Source organism: Micromonospora arborensis, from assembly GCF_003205615.1.
In the GTDB taxonomy this organism is placed as follows: domain Bacteria; phylum Actinomycetota; class Actinomycetes; order Mycobacteriales; family Micromonosporaceae; genus Micromonospora; species Micromonospora arborensis.
Genome location: NZ_PYBV01000016.1, coordinates 297,293 through 314,170, shown reverse-complemented (window position 1 = coordinate 314,170; position 16,878 = coordinate 297,293). Strand labels below are relative to the sequence as shown.

The following is a 16,878-nucleotide window of genomic DNA, read 5'->3' as shown; positions in this document are numbered from 1 at the left end:
AGGCGACAGGGACTAACCCCACCCCGCTGCCCCACCCCGCACCCCCACTGACCCCCGTTGATCATGAGGTTATTGCCAGGACACGCCGGGGCGGATGGCAACAACCTCATGATCGACGGGGCGTCGGGCGGTGGGCGGTGGGGGGCGCGCGAGGGCGCGCGGGTGCGGGCTTAGGGCAGGCGGGCTAGTACCGGTGTTAGGGGATCCAGGGCGTCGCGGCGGACCGTGAACCGGGTCACCCCCCAGCGCTTCTCGTGCTCGGCGACCGCCGTGACGATCTCGTCCACCGTGCCGATCAGCACGAACGGGGTGGCCAGCAGTTCGGTGACGGTCATCCCGTTGCGCCGGGCCTGCTCCGCGGCGGCAGCCTCCGCGTCGTCGGTGACCACCACCGTCTGCACCAGCGCCTCCAGCGCCGGCGGGTCGCTCCGGCCGGCCGCGCCGGCGGCCACGCAGGCCAACTGCGCCTCGATCTGGTCGGCCCGCCACCGCGCCTCGTGCTGGTGGCCGTCAGCGAGGGTACGCCCGAACCCGGTCAGCCCGACCACGTCAGCGTGCCCGCCGGCCCAGCGCAGCAGGGTCGAGTTCGCCGTACCCATCGTCAGCGGGATCCGGTCCTGCACCGGCCGAGGCGCGCGCAGCACCGCGTCGTACATCGTCAGCTCGGCCGAGTCGACGGTGACCGAGGCGCCGTCGAGCAGGGCACGGACCGCCTCGGCGACGGCCACGCAGCGGCGGACCCGGCCGGCCACGTCGGGGCGTTCCCGGCCCACCGCGCGCCACTCGCCCGGGGTGTGACCGGCGCCGACACCGAGCCGGGCCCGGCCGCCGGAGACCAGGTCGAGGGTGGCCACGTCGGTCGCGAGCAGCATCGGCTCCCGTACGCCGAGGTTCGACACGTACGAGCCGAGCCCGATCGTCGAGGTCACTGACGCGGCGGCGGCCAGCGCCACGAACGGTGACGTCACGTCGCCGGGGTGGTCGCCGGCGAGCAGGGCGTCGAAGCCGGCGGCCTCGGCCCGGCGGGCCAGCTCGACCCAGCTCGCCGCGTCGGTGGGAGTTGCTTGCATGGAGAAGGTCGCCATCGGCCCAGCATCGGCTCACGCCGGCCCATCCGCCAAGCGGTGAGCGCCGATTCTGCCCAGGGCCGAACCACCGGAGGTAGACGGGGCGACGCCCCACCCAGCGCATTCGGCAGCCACGCGGCGGACGGTCGCTCGGACCGCCGTAGGTGCCAAGCTCCCCTGCCCGTGTTGATCAAGAGGTTTGCGTCATCCGGGAGCCGGAATCTGACGCAAACCTCTTGATCAACGCCAACGGCGACATCGGGTCTTTAGGGGGTTAGGGCTGCTTGGAGGGCTTGGGGGAGGGCGGGGTGCTGGTAGTGGTAAGCGGCTCGGGTCAGGACACCGGGTAGGACGCGGGTGCTGGTCAGGGCCTCATGGGCGAAGCCGCCGAGGGCCACCTTGAGCGCCAGCGCGGGGATCGGGATGATCGCCGGCCGGTGCAGTTGCCGGGCCAGCTCCCGGGTGAACTCGGCGTTGGTCACCGGATTCGGGCCCACCACGTTGACCGGGCCGGCGATCTCGTCGTGATCCAGCAGGAAGAGGGTCGCGTCCAACCAGTCGGCCATCGAGATCCACGGCAACCACTGCCGGCCACTGCCCAGCCGGCCGGCGACGCCCAGCTTGAACGGCAGGAGTTGCGGCTTGAGCAGCCCGCCGTCGCGGTGCAGTGGCAGCCCGGTGCGCAGTCGCACCACGCGTACCCCGGCGTCCTCGGCCGGCCGGGTCGCGGCCTCCCACACCCGGCAGACGTCGGCCAGGAAGCCCTCGCCGGCCGGCGCGTCCTCCTCGACCACCCGGTCGCCGGTGTTGCCGTACCAGCCGACGGCCGAGGAGTTGAGCAGCACTTTCGGCCGATCGGCCGCCGGCAGGCCGGCGATCGTGGTCGCCAGCGTGGTGGTGCTGTCCACCCGACTCGTGCGGATCAACCGCCGGTAGTCGTCGTTCCAGCGTTTGTCGCCGACGCCCGCGCCGGCGAGGTTGACCACCGCGTCCGCCTCGGCGACCGCTGCCGGGTCGAGCTGCCCGGCCGCCGGGTCCCACCGCAGTTCCCGCGGGTCACCGGGCGACCGGCGCACCAGCCGGGTGACCTGGTGCCCGTCGGCCACGAGCCGGTCGGTCAGCCGGGTGCCGAGGAAGCCGGACGCGCCGGCCAGCAGGATCCGCATACCCCCATCTTCGCCCAGACCACCGCCCCCGGATGCGCCCCCGGGTGATGGGTCAGGCCATGAGGGCGGGGCGTAGGTCCGTCAGGAGGCGCTCCACCTCGGCGTAGGACTCGGGGCTCAGGGGGCCTTGCGCCAGGGTGGCCAGGTTCTCCTCGGCTTGCGCCACCGTGCGCAGGCCGGGGATCGGCACCGTACGCGGACTGCGTGCGAGCAGCCAGCCCAGCGCGCCCTGCGCGAGGGTCCGCCCGTCGGCGGTGAGCGCCCCGCGAACCTGCTCCACCCGGGCCGCCCAGCGTGGTGTCGGCCGGCCGTCGGTGAACCACTCCAGCCACTCCGGCGCCCGCCCGCGCACGTCGTCCGCCCCGACGGCTCGGGTCGACCCGGTGAGCAGCCCCATCGCCAGCGGCCCACGGTTGAGGCTGGCCAGGTCGTGGCTGTCGCAGACCGCCAGCACCGCGGCGTTGTCGCGCAGCACCGACTCGTCGTGCTGGATCGCGGCGCAGTGTGGACCGGCAGCCGCGAACGCCTCCGCCGAGGTCGGGTCGTCGGTGCTCCAGCCGTACGCGCGGATCTTGCCCTGGTCGACCAGGTCCTCCAGGGTGCCGATCAGGTCGAGCGCGGCGGGCACCGGCAGTTCGGGTGTGGCAGGCAGGGCGGCCTCGTGGGCCTCGTGGTTGGTGTGCTCCTGGAAGACGGCGGCCCGCAGCGCGTGCCGGGAACTCGCGCGTGTTACCTCCGGCCCGGGGCGGGAAGACACCTGGACCAGCCTTCATTCGGTCCGCAGCGCCGTCCGTCGGCGCGAAGGCCGAATTATGGCCGCCAGCGGCCTCCGGCAGCGGGCCGGTCGGTCCGACCCACCCTGGACAAGGATGGATCATGACGACGAGCAAGCCGATCACCACTTCGTTCGCCCACACCTCCACGGCCATGGACGTGATCAAGGGCGTGGACCTCGTCGGGCGGCGGGCGATCGTCACCGGCGGGTCGTCCGGCATCGGCGTGGAGACCGCCCGTGCCCTGGCCAGCGCCGGTGCGGAGGTCACCCTGGCCGTCCGCAACCCCGACGCCGGCCAGAAGGCCGCCAACGACATCACCGGCACCACCGGCAACGACCGGGTCATGGTCGCCCCGCTCGACCTCGCCGACCAGGATTCGGTCGCCGACTTCGTGGCCAACTGGGACGGACCGCTGCACATCCTGGTCAACAACGCCGGCATCATGGCCTCCCCGGAGATGCGCACCCCGCAGGGCTGGGAGATGCAGTTCGCCACCAACCACCTGGGGCACTTCGCGCTCGCCACCGGGCTGCGACCGGCGCTTGCCGCCAGCGGCGGGGCCCGGATCGTCTCGGTCAGCTCCGCCGCCCACCTGCGCTCACCTGTGGTTTTCGACGACATCCAGTACGAGCGCCGGGAGTACGAGCCGTGGCAGGCGTACGGGCAGTCGAAGACGGCCAACGTGCTCTTCGCCGTGGAGGCGAGCCGCCGCTGGGCCGACGACGACATCACGGCCAACTCGCTGATGCCCGGGGCGATCCAGACCAACCTGCAGCGCTATGTCAGCGAGGAGGAGCTCAACCGGCTCCGCGCTGGGAACGCACCAGCCTGGAAGACCGTTGAGCAGGGTGCCGCCACCTCGGTGCTGGTCGCCGCGTCGCCGCTGCTCGATGGTGTGGGTGGGCGCTACTTCGAGGACTGTCAGCAGGCCGCCCCCGCCCAGCCCGGCGGGCGGACCGGCGTCGCGGACTACGCGCTGGACCCGGAGGCCGCCGAGCGGCTCTGGAAGGTCTCGACCGATCTGCTGAAGGGCTGAGATCGCAGACGGAGGGCTGACATCACAAACGTAAGGGCGCCCCGGTCGACGACCGGGGCGCCCTTACGGCGTTGCTGCTGGATCAGGACAGGCCCAGCTCCGCCTCGAAGTTGCCGGCCTCCAGCCGCTCCTTGATCGCGGACAGGAAACGGGCCGCGTCGGCGCCGTCGATCAGCCGGTGATCGTAGGACATCGCCAGGTAGACCATCGACCGGACCGCGACGACCTCGCCCAGATCCGGGTCGTTGACCACGACCGGCCGCTTGACCACGGCACCCGTGCCGAGCATCGCCGACTGCGGCGTCGGCACGATCGGGGTGTCGAAGAGCGCGCCCCGGCTGCCCGTGTTGGTCAGCGTGAAGGTCGCCCCGGCGATCTCGTCCGGGCTGATCTTGTTGGTCCGGGTCCGCTCGGCCAGGTCGGCGACCCGCTTGGCGATGCCACCGAGGTTGAGGTCACCGGCGTTGTGGATGACCGGAACCACCAGGCCCCGCTCGGTGTCCACCGCGACGCCGAGGTGCTCGGCGGCCGGGTAGGTGATCGTGCCGCCGTCCAGGTCCAACTGGGCGTTGACGATCGGGTACGTCTGCAGCGCCTCGACGGCGGCGAGGGCGAAGAACGGCAGGAAGGACAGCTTCACGCCGTGCCGCTGCACGAACGAGTCCTTCGCCTGGGCCCGCAGCTTGGCGACCCGGGTGACGTCCACCTCGATCACCGTGGTGAGCTGCGCCATCTCGTGCAGCGACTCCTGCATCCGCTTGGCGATGGCCTTACGGATGCGGGGGAGCTTCTCGGTGGTGCCCCGCTTGCCGCTCGGCTGCGGCTTGGCGGCCGGCTTGGCCGGTGCCGCCGACGGCGCGGCGGCCGGCGCGGCGGCGGGAGCGGCCTTGGCCGCCTTCGCCTTCTCGGCCGCGTCGAGGACGTCCTGCTTGCGGATCCGGCCGCCAACGCCGGTGCCGTTGAGCGAGGACAGGTCGACACCGTGCTCACTGGCGAGCTTGCGCACCAGCGGAGTGACGTAGCCGGCTGCTTCTTCGCCACCACCCTGCGCGGGGGCGGACGGGCGCGGCGGCGTCGAGGTCGGCGCGGCCGGCTGCGAAGCCTGCTCGGTCTTCGCCGGCTGCGCCGAACTCTCGGTCTCCGCGGCCGGCTCGTTGTACGACTGGCCCGGCGTCGGCTCCTCGACCTTCGGCTGGGCCTTCGGCGCTGGCGCGGCCTCCGGCTTCGGCTCGGGCTTCGCCTGCGCGGGGGCGGCACCGGCAACGCCAATGATCGCCAGGTCGGCGCCGACCGCGGCGGTCTCGTCCTCGGCGACCTTGATCTCCAGCACGGTGCCGGCGACCGGGGACGGGATCTCGGTGTCCACCTTGTCGGTGGAGACCTCCAGCAGCGGCTCGTCGACCTCGATGGTCTCGCCGACCTGCTTGAGCCAGCGGGTGACCGTACCCTCGGTGACGCTCTCGCCCAGGGCCGGCATCTTGACCGCGGTGCCCTCGCCCGACGGCGCGGCGGCCGGAGCCGGCGCCACCTCGTCGGCGGTGCCCTCGGCGGCGGCGGTCGGCTCGGTGACCGGCTCGACTGCGGCCGGGGCCTGCTGCTGCTCCTGCGGGGCGGCCTCGCCGCCACCGGTCGACTCGCCCTCACCGGCGATGACGGCCAGCTCGCTGCCGACCTCGGCGGTCTCGTCCTCGCCGACCACGATCCGGCTCAGTACGCCCGCCGCGGGCGACGGGATCTCGGTGTCGACCTTGTCGGTCGAGACCTCGAGCAGCGGCTCGTCGACCTCGACCGTGTCGCCCTCCTGCTTGAGCCAGCGAGTGACGGTGCCCTCGGTGACGCTCTCGCCGAGCCGGGGCATGGTGACCGATACCGGCATTTTCTGAGACTCCTTCATTCCCCTGGTGGGATCTTCGCCCGTCGCCGGACGCCGCGGTTGGATGATCAGGCGTGTGCGTGCAGCGGCTTGCCGGCGAGGGCCAGGTGCGCCTCGCCCAGGGCCTCGTTCTGGGTCGGGTGGGCGTGCACGAGCTGGGCGACCTCGGCCGGGTAGGCCTCCCAGTTGTAGATGAGCTGCGCCTCACCGATCAGCTCACCCACCCGGGCGCCGATCATGTGTACGCCGACCACCGGGCCGTCCTCGACCCGGACCAGCTTCACGAAGCCGGTGGTCTTGAGGATCTGGCTCTTGCCGTTGCCACCCAGGTTGTAGTTGTACGTCTTGACCTTGTCGGCGCCGTACTGCTCCTTGGCCTTCGCCTCGGTCAGACCCACCGACGCCAGCTCCGGGTCGCAGTAGGTCACCCGCGGGATGCCGACCTCGTCGATCACGGCCGGGGTCTGCCCGGCGATCTCCTCGGCCACGAAGATGCCCTGCTGGAAGCCCCGGTGCGCGAGCTGGAGGCCGGGCACGATGTCGCCGACGGCGTAGACGTTCGGCACGCTGGTGCGCAGCCGCTCGTCGGTCAGCACGAAGCCGCGGTCCATCTTGACGCCCTGCTCCTCGTACCCGAGGTTGGCGGTGTTCGGGCCGCGACCCACGGCGACCAGCAGCAGCTCGGCCTCGACGGTCTCGCCGCCCTGAATGGTCAGCTTGACGCCGCTCTCGGTCTTCTCGACCTTCTCGAACGGCTTGCCGACCTTGAAGTTGATCTTCCGCTTGCGGAACGCCCGCTCCAGCGCCTTCGACGACTCCTCGTCCTCGGCGGCGACCAGTCGGGGCAGCGCCTCGACGATCGTCACGTCCACACCGAAGGACTTCCACACACTGGCGAACTCGACGCCGATCACGCCGCCACCGAGCACGATCACCGACGACGGCACCCGGTCCATCGTGAGCGCGTGGTCACTGGTGATGATCCGCTCGCCGTCGACCTCCAGGCCGGGCAGGCTCTTCGCGTACGAGCCGGAGGCCAGGACCACGTTGCGGCCGGTGTAGCGCTTGCCGTCGACCTCGACCACGTTCTTGCCGACCAGCTTGCCGTGGCCCTCGACGATGGTGATCGCCTTGTTGCCCTTCAGCATGCCCTGCAGGCCCTTGTAGAGGCGGGCGATCACGCCGTCCTTGTACGAGTTGACCCCGGCCATGTCGATGCCGATCAGCTCGGCCTTCACACCGAACTGCTCCGACTCGCGGGCCTGGTCGGCGATCTCGGCCGCGTGCAGCAGGGCCTTCGTCGGAATACAGCCGTTGTGCAGGCAGGTGCCGCCGAGTTTGCCCTTCTCGACCAGCGCGACCGTCAGGCCCAACTGGACGGCGCGCAGCGCGGTCGCGTAGCCGCCGCTGCCACCTCCGAGAATGACGATGTCGAAGGTCGCTTCGTTCGGCTCGCTCACGTCCAACTCCCAGGTCGCGTCGCTGCATCGGGGGTCACAGAGGTGTAACACAGACACACCCCACCTCGGTCATCTTGTCACCACCGGGCACAGGGTGCGTACCGAGGTGCCCAAGGACACGTCATCGACACGTACCCTTGGCACCGTTGTCGATGACGCAGCGTGGGGGAGAGGTCCGGTGGGGTTGTTCCGGCGCCGCAGACAGGCGGCCGTGTCGAGTCGTGACCGTGCCGCCGACCGGGGTGACCTGGATCATCTGGAGAACTTCATCCGGAGCCGACGCGGTGTCGAGGCGTACATCGAGCCCCGCACGACGGTGACGGAGACCACCGTCATCCTGATCGCCGACGACGGAGAGTGGACCCGCCGGCGCATCGACGGCCCGGACGGCGCCCGGCGTTTCGCGTACCGGATGGGCATCCCGGTGTACGACGTCCGGCTGATGGGCTACCCGCAGCGGATGCGCGACTTCAACGAGCGCCGCAAGCGCCGGCCCGAGCGGAGCTGAGACGCGGAAAGGGGCCCCGGCGAGAACGCCGGGGCCCCTTCGTACGTCGGTCAGCCGTTGGCGGCGACGTCCTCGACAAGCTGCACCAGCGTGCGGACCGGCACGCCGGTGCCGCCCTTGGTCCAGTAACCGGTCGGCTCGCCGGAGTGGTAACTCGGCCCGGCGATGTCGATGTGCGCCCACGCCACGTCGTCGGTCACGAACTCGCGCAGGAACACCCCGCCCTGCAGCATGTGGCCGGCCCGGTCCATCCCGGCGTTGACCTGTGAGATGTCCGCGACGTCGGACTCCATGCCCTTACGCACGTCCTCCGGCAGCGGCATCGGCCAGGCGGGCTCGCCGACCGCGTCGCCGACCGCCTGGACCCGCTCGCACAGCTCCGGAGTGCCCATCACACCGGCCACCCGCTTACCCAGCGCGACCACCTGGCCGCCGGTCAGGGTCGAGGTCTCGAACAGGTAGTCGGTGCCGTCCGCACAGGCGCGGGCGATGGCGTCGCCCAGGACCATCCGGCCCTCGGCGTCGGTGTTGAGCACCTCGACCCGCTTGCCGTTGAACATGGTGATCACGTCACCCGGCCGGTAGCTGGTGCCCGACGGCATGTTCTCCGCCATCGGCAGGTAGGCGCTGACCGCCACCGCCGGCTTCAACGCGGCGATCGCCAGCATGGCCGCACCCACCGCGGCCGCGCCCCCCATGTCGGACTTCATCTCCCACATGCCCTGCGCGGGCTTGATCGAGATGCCGCCGGTGTCGAAGGTGATCCCCTTGCCGACCAGCGCGACCCGCTTGCCGTTGCCGCCACCCTGCGGCGTGTAGGTGAGCTTCACCAGCCGCGGCGGGGCCTCCGAGCCCTGCCCGACCGCGACGATGCCGCCGTACCCGCCGGCGGCCAGCGCCGTCTCGTCCAGCACCTCGACGCCGAGGCCGGCGTCCCGGGCGGCGTCGGCGACCGCGTCGGCGAACGACGGCGGACGCAGCTCGTTCGGTGCGGTGTTCACCCAGTCCCGGGTGAGCCGGACCGCGCTCGCCACCGCCTCTGCCCGGACGACCTCCGCCTGGGCGCCCGCGTCGCCGGCGTCCGGCACCGCGATGAGCACCTCGGCCACCGGCTCCCGCCGGGTCGGCTGGGGGCGGGTCTTGTAGCCGGCGAACCGGTACCCGCCGAGCAGCGCGCCCTCGGCGACCGCGCGCAGCTCAGCCGACGCGTCCGCGTCGTCCGGCAGCGGCAGCGCCAGCGCGACCCTGGGCGCACCCGCCAGAGCCCGGATCGCCGCACCCGCGGCGCGGCGCAGCGTCTCCGGCGCCGGGGCGGCACCCGACGGCTCCGGGCCGAGCCCGACCGCGGCCACCACCGGGGCGGTCACGGTGCCCAGCGTGGCCAGCTTGATGACCTCACCCGGCCCGCCGGTCGCGCCGAGCAGCGCAAGCGTCTCGGTCAACTTGCCGTCGAAGGCGGCGGCGATGCTCTCCGCGCCGCTGGCGAGCAGCAGGGTGCCGGCGAGGCCGCTGGTGGCGTCCTGCCCTCCGGGCTGGCTGTGCACGCCGATCACGATCGCGTCGACGGCGAGCTCGGCCGGGTCGGTGTCGACCAGGCTCAGGTTGGTGGTGCGGGGTGATGTCACTGAAGCTACTCCGGGCGGGCCGGGCCGGTCGCGGCGTCGCGTACCAGCGGTGAAGGTCTCCGGCGGAACGTACCCGCCGGACGTGATGGTTGTCCCGCCGACAGCGCCAGCAGGCTCCCGCCGATGCTAACCAGCGACGTTACCCCCGGTAAGTTGCCACCCATGACCGACGTGACCTTCGACGCCGCCGCGACCCGGCTGCGCCGTTCCCCGCTGCACGAGCGGCACATCGCCGCCGGCGCCAAGTTCGCCCCCTTCGGGGGCTGGGAGATGCCGCTGGAGTACGCCGGCGGCGGGGTGCTCAAGGAGCACACCGCGGTGCGTACCGCGGTCGGGGTCTTCGACGTGTCGCACCTGGGCAAGGCCCGGGTGAGCGGCCCCGGCGCGGCCGACTTCGTCAATGCCTGCCTCAGCAACGACCTGGGCCGGATCGGGCCGGGCCGGGCGCAGTACACGCTCTGCTGCGACGACGCCACCGGCGGTGTGGTCGACGACATCATCGCCTACCTGTACGCCGATGACCACGTCTTCCTCATCCCGAACGCGGCGAACACCGGCGAGGTGGTGCGCCGGTTGCGCGCCGCCGCGCCCGCGCAGGTCACCGTCACCGACGAGCACGAGGCGTACGCCGTGCTGGCCGTCCAGGGCCCCCGCTCGGCCGAGTTGCTGGCCGCCCTCGACCTGCCCACGGAACACGGCTACATGAGCTTCTCCGCGGCGACCCTGGCCGGGGTGGAGCTGACCGTCTGCCGTACCGGCTACACCGGTGAACTGGGCTACGAGCTGGTGGTGCCGGCGGAGCACGCGGTGACCGTCTGGGACGCGCTCTTCGCCGCGGGGGAGGCGTTCGACCTGCGGGCCTGCGGCCTGGCCGCCCGGGACACGCTGCGTACCGAGATGGGCTACCCGCTGCACGGGCAGGACCTCTCGCTGGACATCACCCCGGTGCAGGCCCGCTCCGGCTGGGCGGTGGGTTGGGACAAGCCAGCCTTCTGGGGCCGCGACGCGCTGCTCGCCGAGAAGGCCGCCGGCCCCCGGCGTACGCTGCGCGGCCTGGTGGCCGTCGACCGGGCCATTCCGCGGCCCGGGATGACCCTGCACGTCGGCGACAAGCAGGTCGGCGAGGTGACCAGCGGCACCTTCTCCCCGACCCGCAAGCAGGGCATAGCGCTGGCCCTGCTGGACACCGACGCCAACCTGGCCGAAGGCGCCGAGGTCGAGATCGACATCCGAGGCCGCCGAGCCCCCCTAACCCTAACCAAACCCCCCTTCGTAACCCCCTCAGTGAAGTAACCCCCCCACCCTGGCCCCGCCCCCCAAGACCCTGTTGATCATGAGGTTATTGCCACGACACGCCGACGGCAGTGGCAATAACCTCATGATCAACGCGGGGTGCGGGCGGGGAGCCGGGGGCGCGGGGGAGTGGGGCGTGGGTTTTAGGGGGTTGGGGGTTCGCCGGAGTCTAGGACTGCTTGGGTCCAGCCGCCCTCGATGACGCCTGTGGCGTCCAGGATCGCCCAGTCGACTACTTCGGTCGCGTCCACCACCACGGGGGCGCCGATGCGCACCGCCGGGTCGGTGTTGGCGTCGCTGGCGCTCACACCGACGATCCGCTCCGCGGTCTCCCACGAGGTGACGCCCGCCCAGACGTACTCCGGGCCGTCGTCGCCCGGCAGGCCGTACTTGACCACCAGCTGTGACTCCGCCGGGAGCCGACCCGCGACGAACCGGGCCCGGGCGTCACCCAGCGCCGCCCGGGCGGTGGCGACCGCCCGGCTCATCGCGTCAGCCGAGCGGGCGTAGCGCACATCCGGTTGGATTCCGGAGAACAGGGTCGCGCAGGCAGCCGCGTAGTAGCGCCCGTCGGGCCCCCGGTGCCCGGCGGGCGGACGCAGGCTGAGGAACGAGTCGGCCTCCGGGTCGGTCGCCGGGTCCAGTTCCAGGCGCAGCAGCACCGGGGCGGTCGCGCCGTGCTGTTCCGGGTTGCCGTACGCGACCGCGATGTCGTGCCCGGTGACCGTGGCCAGCACCGGTAGCTGCACGAACGCCGGCACCTCCTCGCCGGTGAGCCCGTCGGTCCAGTCCCGCAGCAGCCGGCGTGCCGCCCCGGTCATCACCGCACCCCAGGCGCGGGTGAGGTGGTCGGGCACCCCCTGGGTCTGCAACTCGAGCAGCCCGAAGCGGCGCAGCCCCTTGGTGGTGAACCACAGCCCTTCGGTGTCCGACGAGTACGGCACCAGCACCCAGTCGACCAGCCGGATCCGGCCCTGCTCGTCGGGGAGTGAGCGCAGCGCGGTCGCCGGGTCGAGGAACTGCAGGCCGAAGACGTCCACCACGTCGCTGTCGACGGACTCCGCCACGGCAGCCGCGACCGCGCGGGCCGCCCACTCGTGCGCGGGCGGCCAACCGGGCCGGTATTCGGCCTGTACGACCACCAGGTGGGTCGCCGCGGCCAACCGGGCCAGCTGCTCCTCGGTGGCGCCGAACGCGGTGAGCAGGTCCGGCGGAAGCTCGGGGAAGTCGGCGATGGGCCGGGTGTCGACGCTCATCAGCGGGCTTTCCAGCATCTGCCGGGCCAGCCCGTGCACCGGTTCGGCCAGCCGGCCGGTCAGCGCCGCCACCGCGGTCTTCGCGCTGACCTTCGGCAGCCCCGCCATTGGCACCAGGTAGGTCGCGCTGAGCGACTCCGGCACCGGTACGGGCAGGAAGTCGTCCGTGATGAGCATTCTGGGGTCCCCCGGTGGCCGACGCCGGTGCTGTCGAGCCGAACGCTACCCGGCCCGCCGCGCCCGGTTCAGCCGGACAGCACCAGACCCAGGTAGACCAGCGTGGTGACCACCTCGACGGTCGCGCCGAGGACGTCCCCGGTCATCCCGCCGAGCCGTCGTACCACGTGGGTCTGCAGGCCGACCGCGACGGCGAGCGCGACCGCGACGGTCAGCGGCCCCTGCCACGGGCGGCCCGGCACCGCGGGCACCGCCAGCAGCGCGACGGCGACCGCGCCGACGACCAGTGCCACCGGGCCGACCGTGCCGGCCACGAGCGCGCCGAGCCCGTCCGGCCGGGCCGCCGGCACTCCCCGCCGGCAGGCCACCGTGACGCCGAACCGCCCGGCGGCGGTCGCCGTGGCCACCGCCGCGAGACACGCCGGCCAGGACCGCCCCACCAGGTCGGCGAGCGCCGCGGCCTGCACCAGGAGTACGACCACCAGGGCGACCACCCCGAACGGGCCGACGTCCGGCTTCTTCATGATCTCCAGCGCGGCCGCGCCCCGCCGGTACGAGCCGAGCGCGTCCACGGTGTCGGCCAGCCCGTCTAGGTGCAGCCCGCGGGTGAGCAGCGCGGCGGCGGCAACCGTCACACCGGCGGCCACCAGCGGGGGAGCGAACGCGCCGGTCAGCAGCAACACGCCGGCCAGCAGGGCGCCGAGCAGCGCGCCGACCACCGGGGCGAGAGCCATCGCGGTGCCGGCGACCGGGCGGTCGATTCGTCCGGCCCGCACCGGCAGCGTGGTGAACGTGGTGACCGCCAGCCGGGTTCCCGCGAGGAACCGCGACTCAGCCGGCACGCCAGCCCGTCGCCGGCTGCTCGTCCGCCCCGGTGCTGGCCGGGCCGGGGCCGTCCGGCTCCGGCTCGGCGAAGTCGGGCTCGGTGAAGTCGTGCCCCGGTTCGTCGGGGGCCGGGCCCGGCTCCTCGTCACCGCCGAGCGACTCGTCACCGCCGAGCGACGGGTGGACCGGCAGTGCGGCGGCCAACGCCAGCACCGAGCGCAGCAGCGGGAGCGCGACCAGCGCGTTCGCGCCCTCGCCAAGATCCAGCCGCAGGTCCAGCAGTGGGGTGAGACCGAGCACGTCGGCGGCGAGCCGCACCGCCGGGTGCCCACCGTGGTCGGCGAGCAGGCACCAGTGCCGGGCCTGCCCGGCCAGGTCGCGGCTGATCATGGCGGCGGCCACCCCGACCGGCCCGTCGAGCAGCACCGGCACCCGGCGGGCGGTGGCGCCGAGCAGCACACCGGTGGCCACCGCCACGTCACCACCGCCCAGCTCGGCCAGGATGTCCTTGGCGCCGCGCGACGAGCGGCGGGTGCGGTGCAGGGCGTCGCGTACCGCCGCGCAGCGGATCATCCACGCCGCGTCGTCGATCTCACCCGAGTCGGTGATCACCCGGCCCAGCACGGCGGGCGGCTCCGCGCCGGCGGTCGCCGCGAGCACCGCCGCGGCCGTGGCCTCGGTGCCGGCTCCGCACGCCCCCAGCACCAGCAGCTGTACGCCGGCGTCGGCGGCCTGCTCGGCCAGCCGCCAGCCGTAGCGCAGCGCGGACTCCACCTGCTCGGCCGAGAGCGCCGGCTGGTCCTCCATGGGCGCGGCGGCCGGAGTGTCCACCACCTGCAGGCTGGCGCCACTCTCGGCGGCCAGCCGCGCCAACGCGCCCCGGCCGGCGCGGGCCTGCGCGGCCCGTCGTGCCGACTCACCGGCGACGGTTCCGGCCGACGCCCCACCAGCGTGGTCACCGTGCAGCAGCAGCACCCGCACCGAACCCCAGGCCTGCGGGGTCGAGGTGCTCTGGGTGGCGGCGGCGAAACCGACCACCCGGTCCAGCACGCCCAGCCCGGCCCCCGGGACGTCCAGCGTGGCCAGTCGGTCCACCGCCTGCGGGCCCGCGTACTCGTCGGGCATCGGCAGCTCCATGCCCGGTTGGATGACCAACCCGGTGGCCACCATCGGCAGCGCCATGGTCGGTGCCGCCCAGGGGTTGCCGGGCTCCTGGTTCGGGACGACCGGAGGCGCGTGGGTCAGCACATCGGGCAGTTGCACCTCGGGGGTGGGTTCGGCGTCATCCAGGCTCGCCACGACCGTTGCGGTCGTGGCGGCGGGGGCCGCTGCGGTCGTGGCGGCGGGAGCCGCCGGCAGGGTCGTGGTGGCGGCCGGCTTCAGCCAGACCGGCTGGCCGGCGACGACCAACGCCACCGCGTCGCAGGCGTCGGCGACCGCGCGGTTGGCCGCGCCCAACGCGTCGGTGAACGCCCGGCCCAGCGGGGTGGTCGGCACCAGCGACAGCCCCACCTCGGGGCTCACCAGCACCACCCGCGCCGAGCAGGTACGGACCGCCTCGGCCAGCTCCGCGATCGTCGCCACGTCGTCGGCGGGCTGGTGGTCCGGGTCGAGCAGGACCGTCACCCAGCCGCCCAGGTCGTCGACGAGCAGCGTCTCGTTGGGCTCGGCGGACGCGAGCACGTCGGCCAGCCGGCGTGGCTCGGCGGCGGTCTCCTCGGTGGTCCAACTGCCTGGCCGTCGGGCGCGGTGCGCCGCCAGCCGGGTCGCCCACTCGGTGTCCTCCGGGTCGCCCTCCGGCGCGGTGGCGAGGTAGCGGACCACCGGGGCGTCGGTGACCAGGGACTCGGCGAACTCGGACTTGCCGGACCGGGTCCCGCCGAGCACCAGGACCGTGTTCCACCCGTCTACGGACATGCCCGTACCTTAAGGCCGCCGGTGCTCGTGCTGCCTGCCGGCCCGGTGCTCACCGTCGTTCAGTCGCAGTGTTCGAACCCACTGCCGTAACTGACCCCACCGGTGGCGCCGCCCCACTTCACGCACGTCCCGGCGGCGCTGGCCCGCACCGGCCCGGCGTAGTAGTCGAAGGACCCGCTGTCGGTGCTGCGGGCCCGCCCCTGCACCTCCAGGTACGCCGAGGCCGCCGTCTTCGTGCCGACCCCGGTGTCCTTGAGGGTGACCACGCAGTTGGTGCCGGTGCCCGCGTGGTACATCAGGAAGACCCGGCCCTTGCGTTTCCCGTCGCCGCCGGTCAGCGTCGCCGAGTCGATCACCTGGTAGCCGCTGCCGCACGCCTGGGCGGCCGTGAACGGGTTGGGCCGGCTGGCCGCGCTGCCGGTGGGCGTCGGTCGGCTGCTGGCCTTCCCGGTCGGGGTGCTGCCCGGCGTCGCGGTGCGCGGGTCCGGGTCGGCGGTCGGCGCGTCGGTCCGGCCGCCGGAGACGGTCGGCGCGGCGGACGCGGTGGGGCTGGCGTCCGGGGCGCCGCTGGGCGGAGGTCCCGAGGTGCTCGCCCCTCCGTCGTCGAGCGCGACGCCGTCCGAGGCCGTCGCCGATCCGCCAGCCAGCGCCGGCGGACCGTCCGTCCCACCCGGGTCGCCGCCCGGCCGCAGGGCCACCACGGCCACCGCGATCAGCGCCACCAGGGCGACCGCGCCGACCCCGATCAGCAGTTGTTTGTGCCGGCCGGACGACCCCTCCCGGAACACGTCCTCCCGGGTCGACCCCGACCCGGTCACCGGCGAGGCCGCGAAACCGGCCGGCGTGTGCACTGCGGCGGCCCCGATCGGCGCGGCGCCGACCGGCGCGGGCTGCCCGGTCGGCGGCGCGGGGGTCGGGACGGGCGGCGGGGTGGCCGGGCTGGCCGCAGGGGCCGAGGGCGTCCCGGGGGTGGGGGCGGCCAGCGCCCACGGTGGGCGGGCGGAGACCGGGATCCTCGCCAGGGTCGAGTCGCGGGCATCGGCGGCGGCAGCGGCCAGCTCAGCGGCGCTGCCGAACCGGTCCGCCGGACTCTTCTCCAGCGCGCGGGCGACCACGGCGGCGACCGCCGGCGGGGTGTCCTGCGGCAGCGCCGCCGGCTCCTCCTGCGCGTGCCGGAGCGCCACCGCGAGCGGGTTGTCGCCGTGGAAGGGCGGCTGCCCGGCGAGGCAGAAGTACGCCACCGCGCCGAGCGCGTAGATGTCGGTGGCGGCCGAGACCGGCTGCCCGGTGGCCTGCTCGGGAGACATGTACGAGGCGGTGCCGAGCACCATGTTCGCGGCGGTGAGCCCGGCCATGCTGCGGGATCGGGCGATGCCGAAGTCCACGAGCACCACGCTGCCGTCCGCCTTGACCAGCAGGTTGCCCGGCTTCACGTCCCGGTGCACGATGCCGGCGGTGTGGGCGGTGTGCAGCGCGTCCGCGGCCTGCGCCAGCACCGACATGGTGGTGGCCGGATCCAGCCGTCCCGCCGCGCGCACCCGTGCGGACAGCGGCTCACCCTCGACGTACTCCATCACCAGGTAGTCGACCTGGCTTCCGTCGGCGAGCGCGGCCTGCCCGACGTCGTGCACCGCGACCACGCCGGGATGCCGCAGCGCGGCCAACATTCGCGCCTCGGCCCGGAACCGGGCGGTGAACTCGCGGTCGGCGACCAGCGACGGCAGCAGCACCTTCACGGCGACCTCGCGTTCCAGCAGCACGTCCGTGCCGCGCCAGACCGCGCCCATCCCACCGGTCGCCACCCGCTCGCCGAGCCGGTACCGGTCACCGAGCAGTACTCCCCGAGTCAGCACCGAGCCACCGTACCGGCCGGCGCCGACGGGATTGATCCACCCTTGG

Annotated in this window: 12 protein-coding genes and 1 pseudogene; 3 read left to right on the top strand and 10 right to left on the bottom strand. The window is 73.4% G+C overall.

All coding sequences use genetic code 11. The features are described 5' to 3' along the window. Nucleotides 1-170: 170 nt before the first annotated feature. The 3 genes and pseudogenes from C7C45_RS14550 to C7C45_RS14540 all read right to left on the bottom strand — a co-directional run. The gene (locus C7C45_RS14550) at nucleotides 171-1,085 is read right to left on the bottom strand and encodes an LLM class flavin-dependent oxidoreductase (protein ID WP_110564175.1); all 915 of its coding nucleotides are present in this window, start codon (nucleotides 1,083-1,085) and stop codon (nucleotides 171-173) included. Nucleotides 1,086-1,333: 248 nt separating this feature from the next. Then, complete coding sequence (locus C7C45_RS14545) at nucleotides 1,334-2,233, bottom strand: TIGR01777 family oxidoreductase (protein ID WP_110564174.1); 900 nt, start codon at nucleotides 2,231-2,233, stop codon at nucleotides 1,334-1,336. Between the two features lie 52 nt (nucleotides 2,234-2,285). Next, nucleotides 2,286-2,870, bottom strand: a pseudogene (locus C7C45_RS14540) (aldo/keto reductase); the annotation flags it as partial. A gap of 239 nt (nucleotides 2,871-3,109) precedes the next feature. On the opposite strand from C7C45_RS14540, the gene C7C45_RS14535 reads away from it, so the two are divergent. Then, nucleotides 3,110-4,045, top strand: a complete 936-nt coding sequence (locus tag C7C45_RS14535; protein WP_110564173.1) for an SDR family NAD(P)-dependent oxidoreductase — start codon at nucleotides 3,110-3,112, stop codon at nucleotides 4,043-4,045. Between the two features lie 82 nt (nucleotides 4,046-4,127). Here the strand turns inward: C7C45_RS14535 and sucB are convergent, their stop codons facing one another. Both sucB and lpdA read right to left on the bottom strand, forming a co-directional pair. Further along, nucleotides 4,128-5,921, bottom strand: coding sequence for a 2-oxoglutarate dehydrogenase, E2 component, dihydrolipoamide succinyltransferase (gene sucB, locus C7C45_RS14530; protein ID WP_110564172.1), 1,794 nt, complete (start codon nucleotides 5,919-5,921; stop codon nucleotides 4,128-4,130). A 65-nt stretch (nucleotides 5,922-5,986) separates the two neighbouring features. Further along, nucleotides 5,987-7,378: a dihydrolipoyl dehydrogenase gene (gene lpdA / locus C7C45_RS14525; RefSeq protein WP_110564171.1), complete on the bottom strand. Its 1,392-nt coding sequence runs from the start codon at nucleotides 7,376-7,378 to the stop codon at nucleotides 5,987-5,989. Nucleotides 7,379-7,556: 178 nt separating this feature from the next. Here lpdA and C7C45_RS14520 point away from each other — a divergent pair, with 178 nt between their 5' ends. Beyond that, nucleotides 7,557-7,886, top strand: a complete 330-nt coding sequence (locus C7C45_RS14520) for a hypothetical protein (RefSeq protein ID WP_110564170.1) — start codon at nucleotides 7,557-7,559, stop codon at nucleotides 7,884-7,886. A gap of 50 nt (nucleotides 7,887-7,936) precedes the next feature. Here C7C45_RS14520 and C7C45_RS14515 read toward each other — a convergent pair whose 3' ends face one another. Continuing rightward, nucleotides 7,937-9,511: a leucyl aminopeptidase gene (locus C7C45_RS14515; RefSeq protein ID WP_110564169.1), complete on the bottom strand. Its 1,575-nt coding sequence runs from the start codon at nucleotides 9,509-9,511 to the stop codon at nucleotides 7,937-7,939. Nucleotides 9,512-9,673: 162 nt separating this feature from the next. Here C7C45_RS14515 and gcvT point away from each other — a divergent pair, with 162 nt between their 5' ends. After that, nucleotides 9,674-10,804: a glycine cleavage system aminomethyltransferase GcvT gene (gene gcvT, locus C7C45_RS14510; protein WP_110564168.1), complete on the top strand. Its 1,131-nt coding sequence runs from the start codon at nucleotides 9,674-9,676 to the stop codon at nucleotides 10,802-10,804. Between the two features lie 143 nt (nucleotides 10,805-10,947). Here gcvT and C7C45_RS14505 read toward each other — a convergent pair whose 3' ends face one another. The 4 genes from C7C45_RS14505 to C7C45_RS14490 form a co-directional block, all read right to left on the bottom strand. Further along, nucleotides 10,948-12,237 (bottom strand): DUF2314 domain-containing protein, encoded by a 1,290-nt coding sequence (locus C7C45_RS14505; RefSeq protein WP_110564167.1) that lies wholly within the window; start codon nucleotides 12,235-12,237, stop codon nucleotides 10,948-10,950. A gap of 68 nt (nucleotides 12,238-12,305) precedes the next feature. Then, nucleotides 12,306-13,079, bottom strand: a complete 774-nt coding sequence (locus C7C45_RS14500; protein ID WP_110564166.1) for an adenosylcobinamide-GDP ribazoletransferase — start codon at nucleotides 13,077-13,079, stop codon at nucleotides 12,306-12,308. After that, nucleotides 13,069-14,979 (bottom strand): bifunctional adenosylcobinamide kinase/adenosylcobinamide-phosphate guanylyltransferase, encoded by a 1,911-nt coding sequence (locus C7C45_RS14495; RefSeq protein WP_110564165.1) that lies wholly within the window; start codon nucleotides 14,977-14,979, stop codon nucleotides 13,069-13,071. The genes C7C45_RS14500 and C7C45_RS14495 overlap by 11 nt, the downstream gene beginning before the upstream one ends. 59 nt (nucleotides 14,980-15,038) lie before the next feature. Beyond that, nucleotides 15,039-16,832: a serine/threonine-protein kinase gene (locus C7C45_RS14490; RefSeq protein WP_110564164.1), complete on the bottom strand. Its 1,794-nt coding sequence runs from the start codon at nucleotides 16,830-16,832 to the stop codon at nucleotides 15,039-15,041. Between the last annotated feature and the right edge of the window lie 46 nt (nucleotides 16,833-16,878).

Bases quoted from the DNA above. Each gene is read 5' to 3' on its own strand.
- C7C45_RS14550 (WP_110564175.1), bottom strand. From the start codon at position 1,085: ATGGCGACCTTCTCCATGCAAGCAACTCCCACCGACGCGGCGAGCTGG.
- C7C45_RS14495 (WP_110564165.1), bottom strand. From the start codon at position 14,979: ATGTCCGTAGACGGGTGGAACACGGTCCTGGTGCTCGGCGGGACCCGG.
- C7C45_RS14505 (WP_110564167.1), bottom strand. From the start codon at position 12,237: ATGCTCATCACGGACGACTTCCTGCCCGTACCGGTGCCGGAGTCGCTC.
- C7C45_RS14535 (WP_110564173.1), top strand. From the start codon at position 3,110: ATGACGACGAGCAAGCCGATCACCACTTCGTTCGCCCACACCTCCACG.
- gcvT (WP_110564168.1), top strand. From the start codon at position 9,674: ATGACCGACGTGACCTTCGACGCCGCCGCGACCCGGCTGCGCCGTTCC.
- sucB (WP_110564172.1), bottom strand. From the start codon at position 5,921: ATGCCGGTATCGGTCACCATGCCCCGGCTCGGCGAGAGCGTCACCGAG.
- C7C45_RS14545 (WP_110564174.1), bottom strand. From the start codon at position 2,233: ATGCGGATCCTGCTGGCCGGCGCGTCCGGCTTCCTCGGCACCCGGCTG.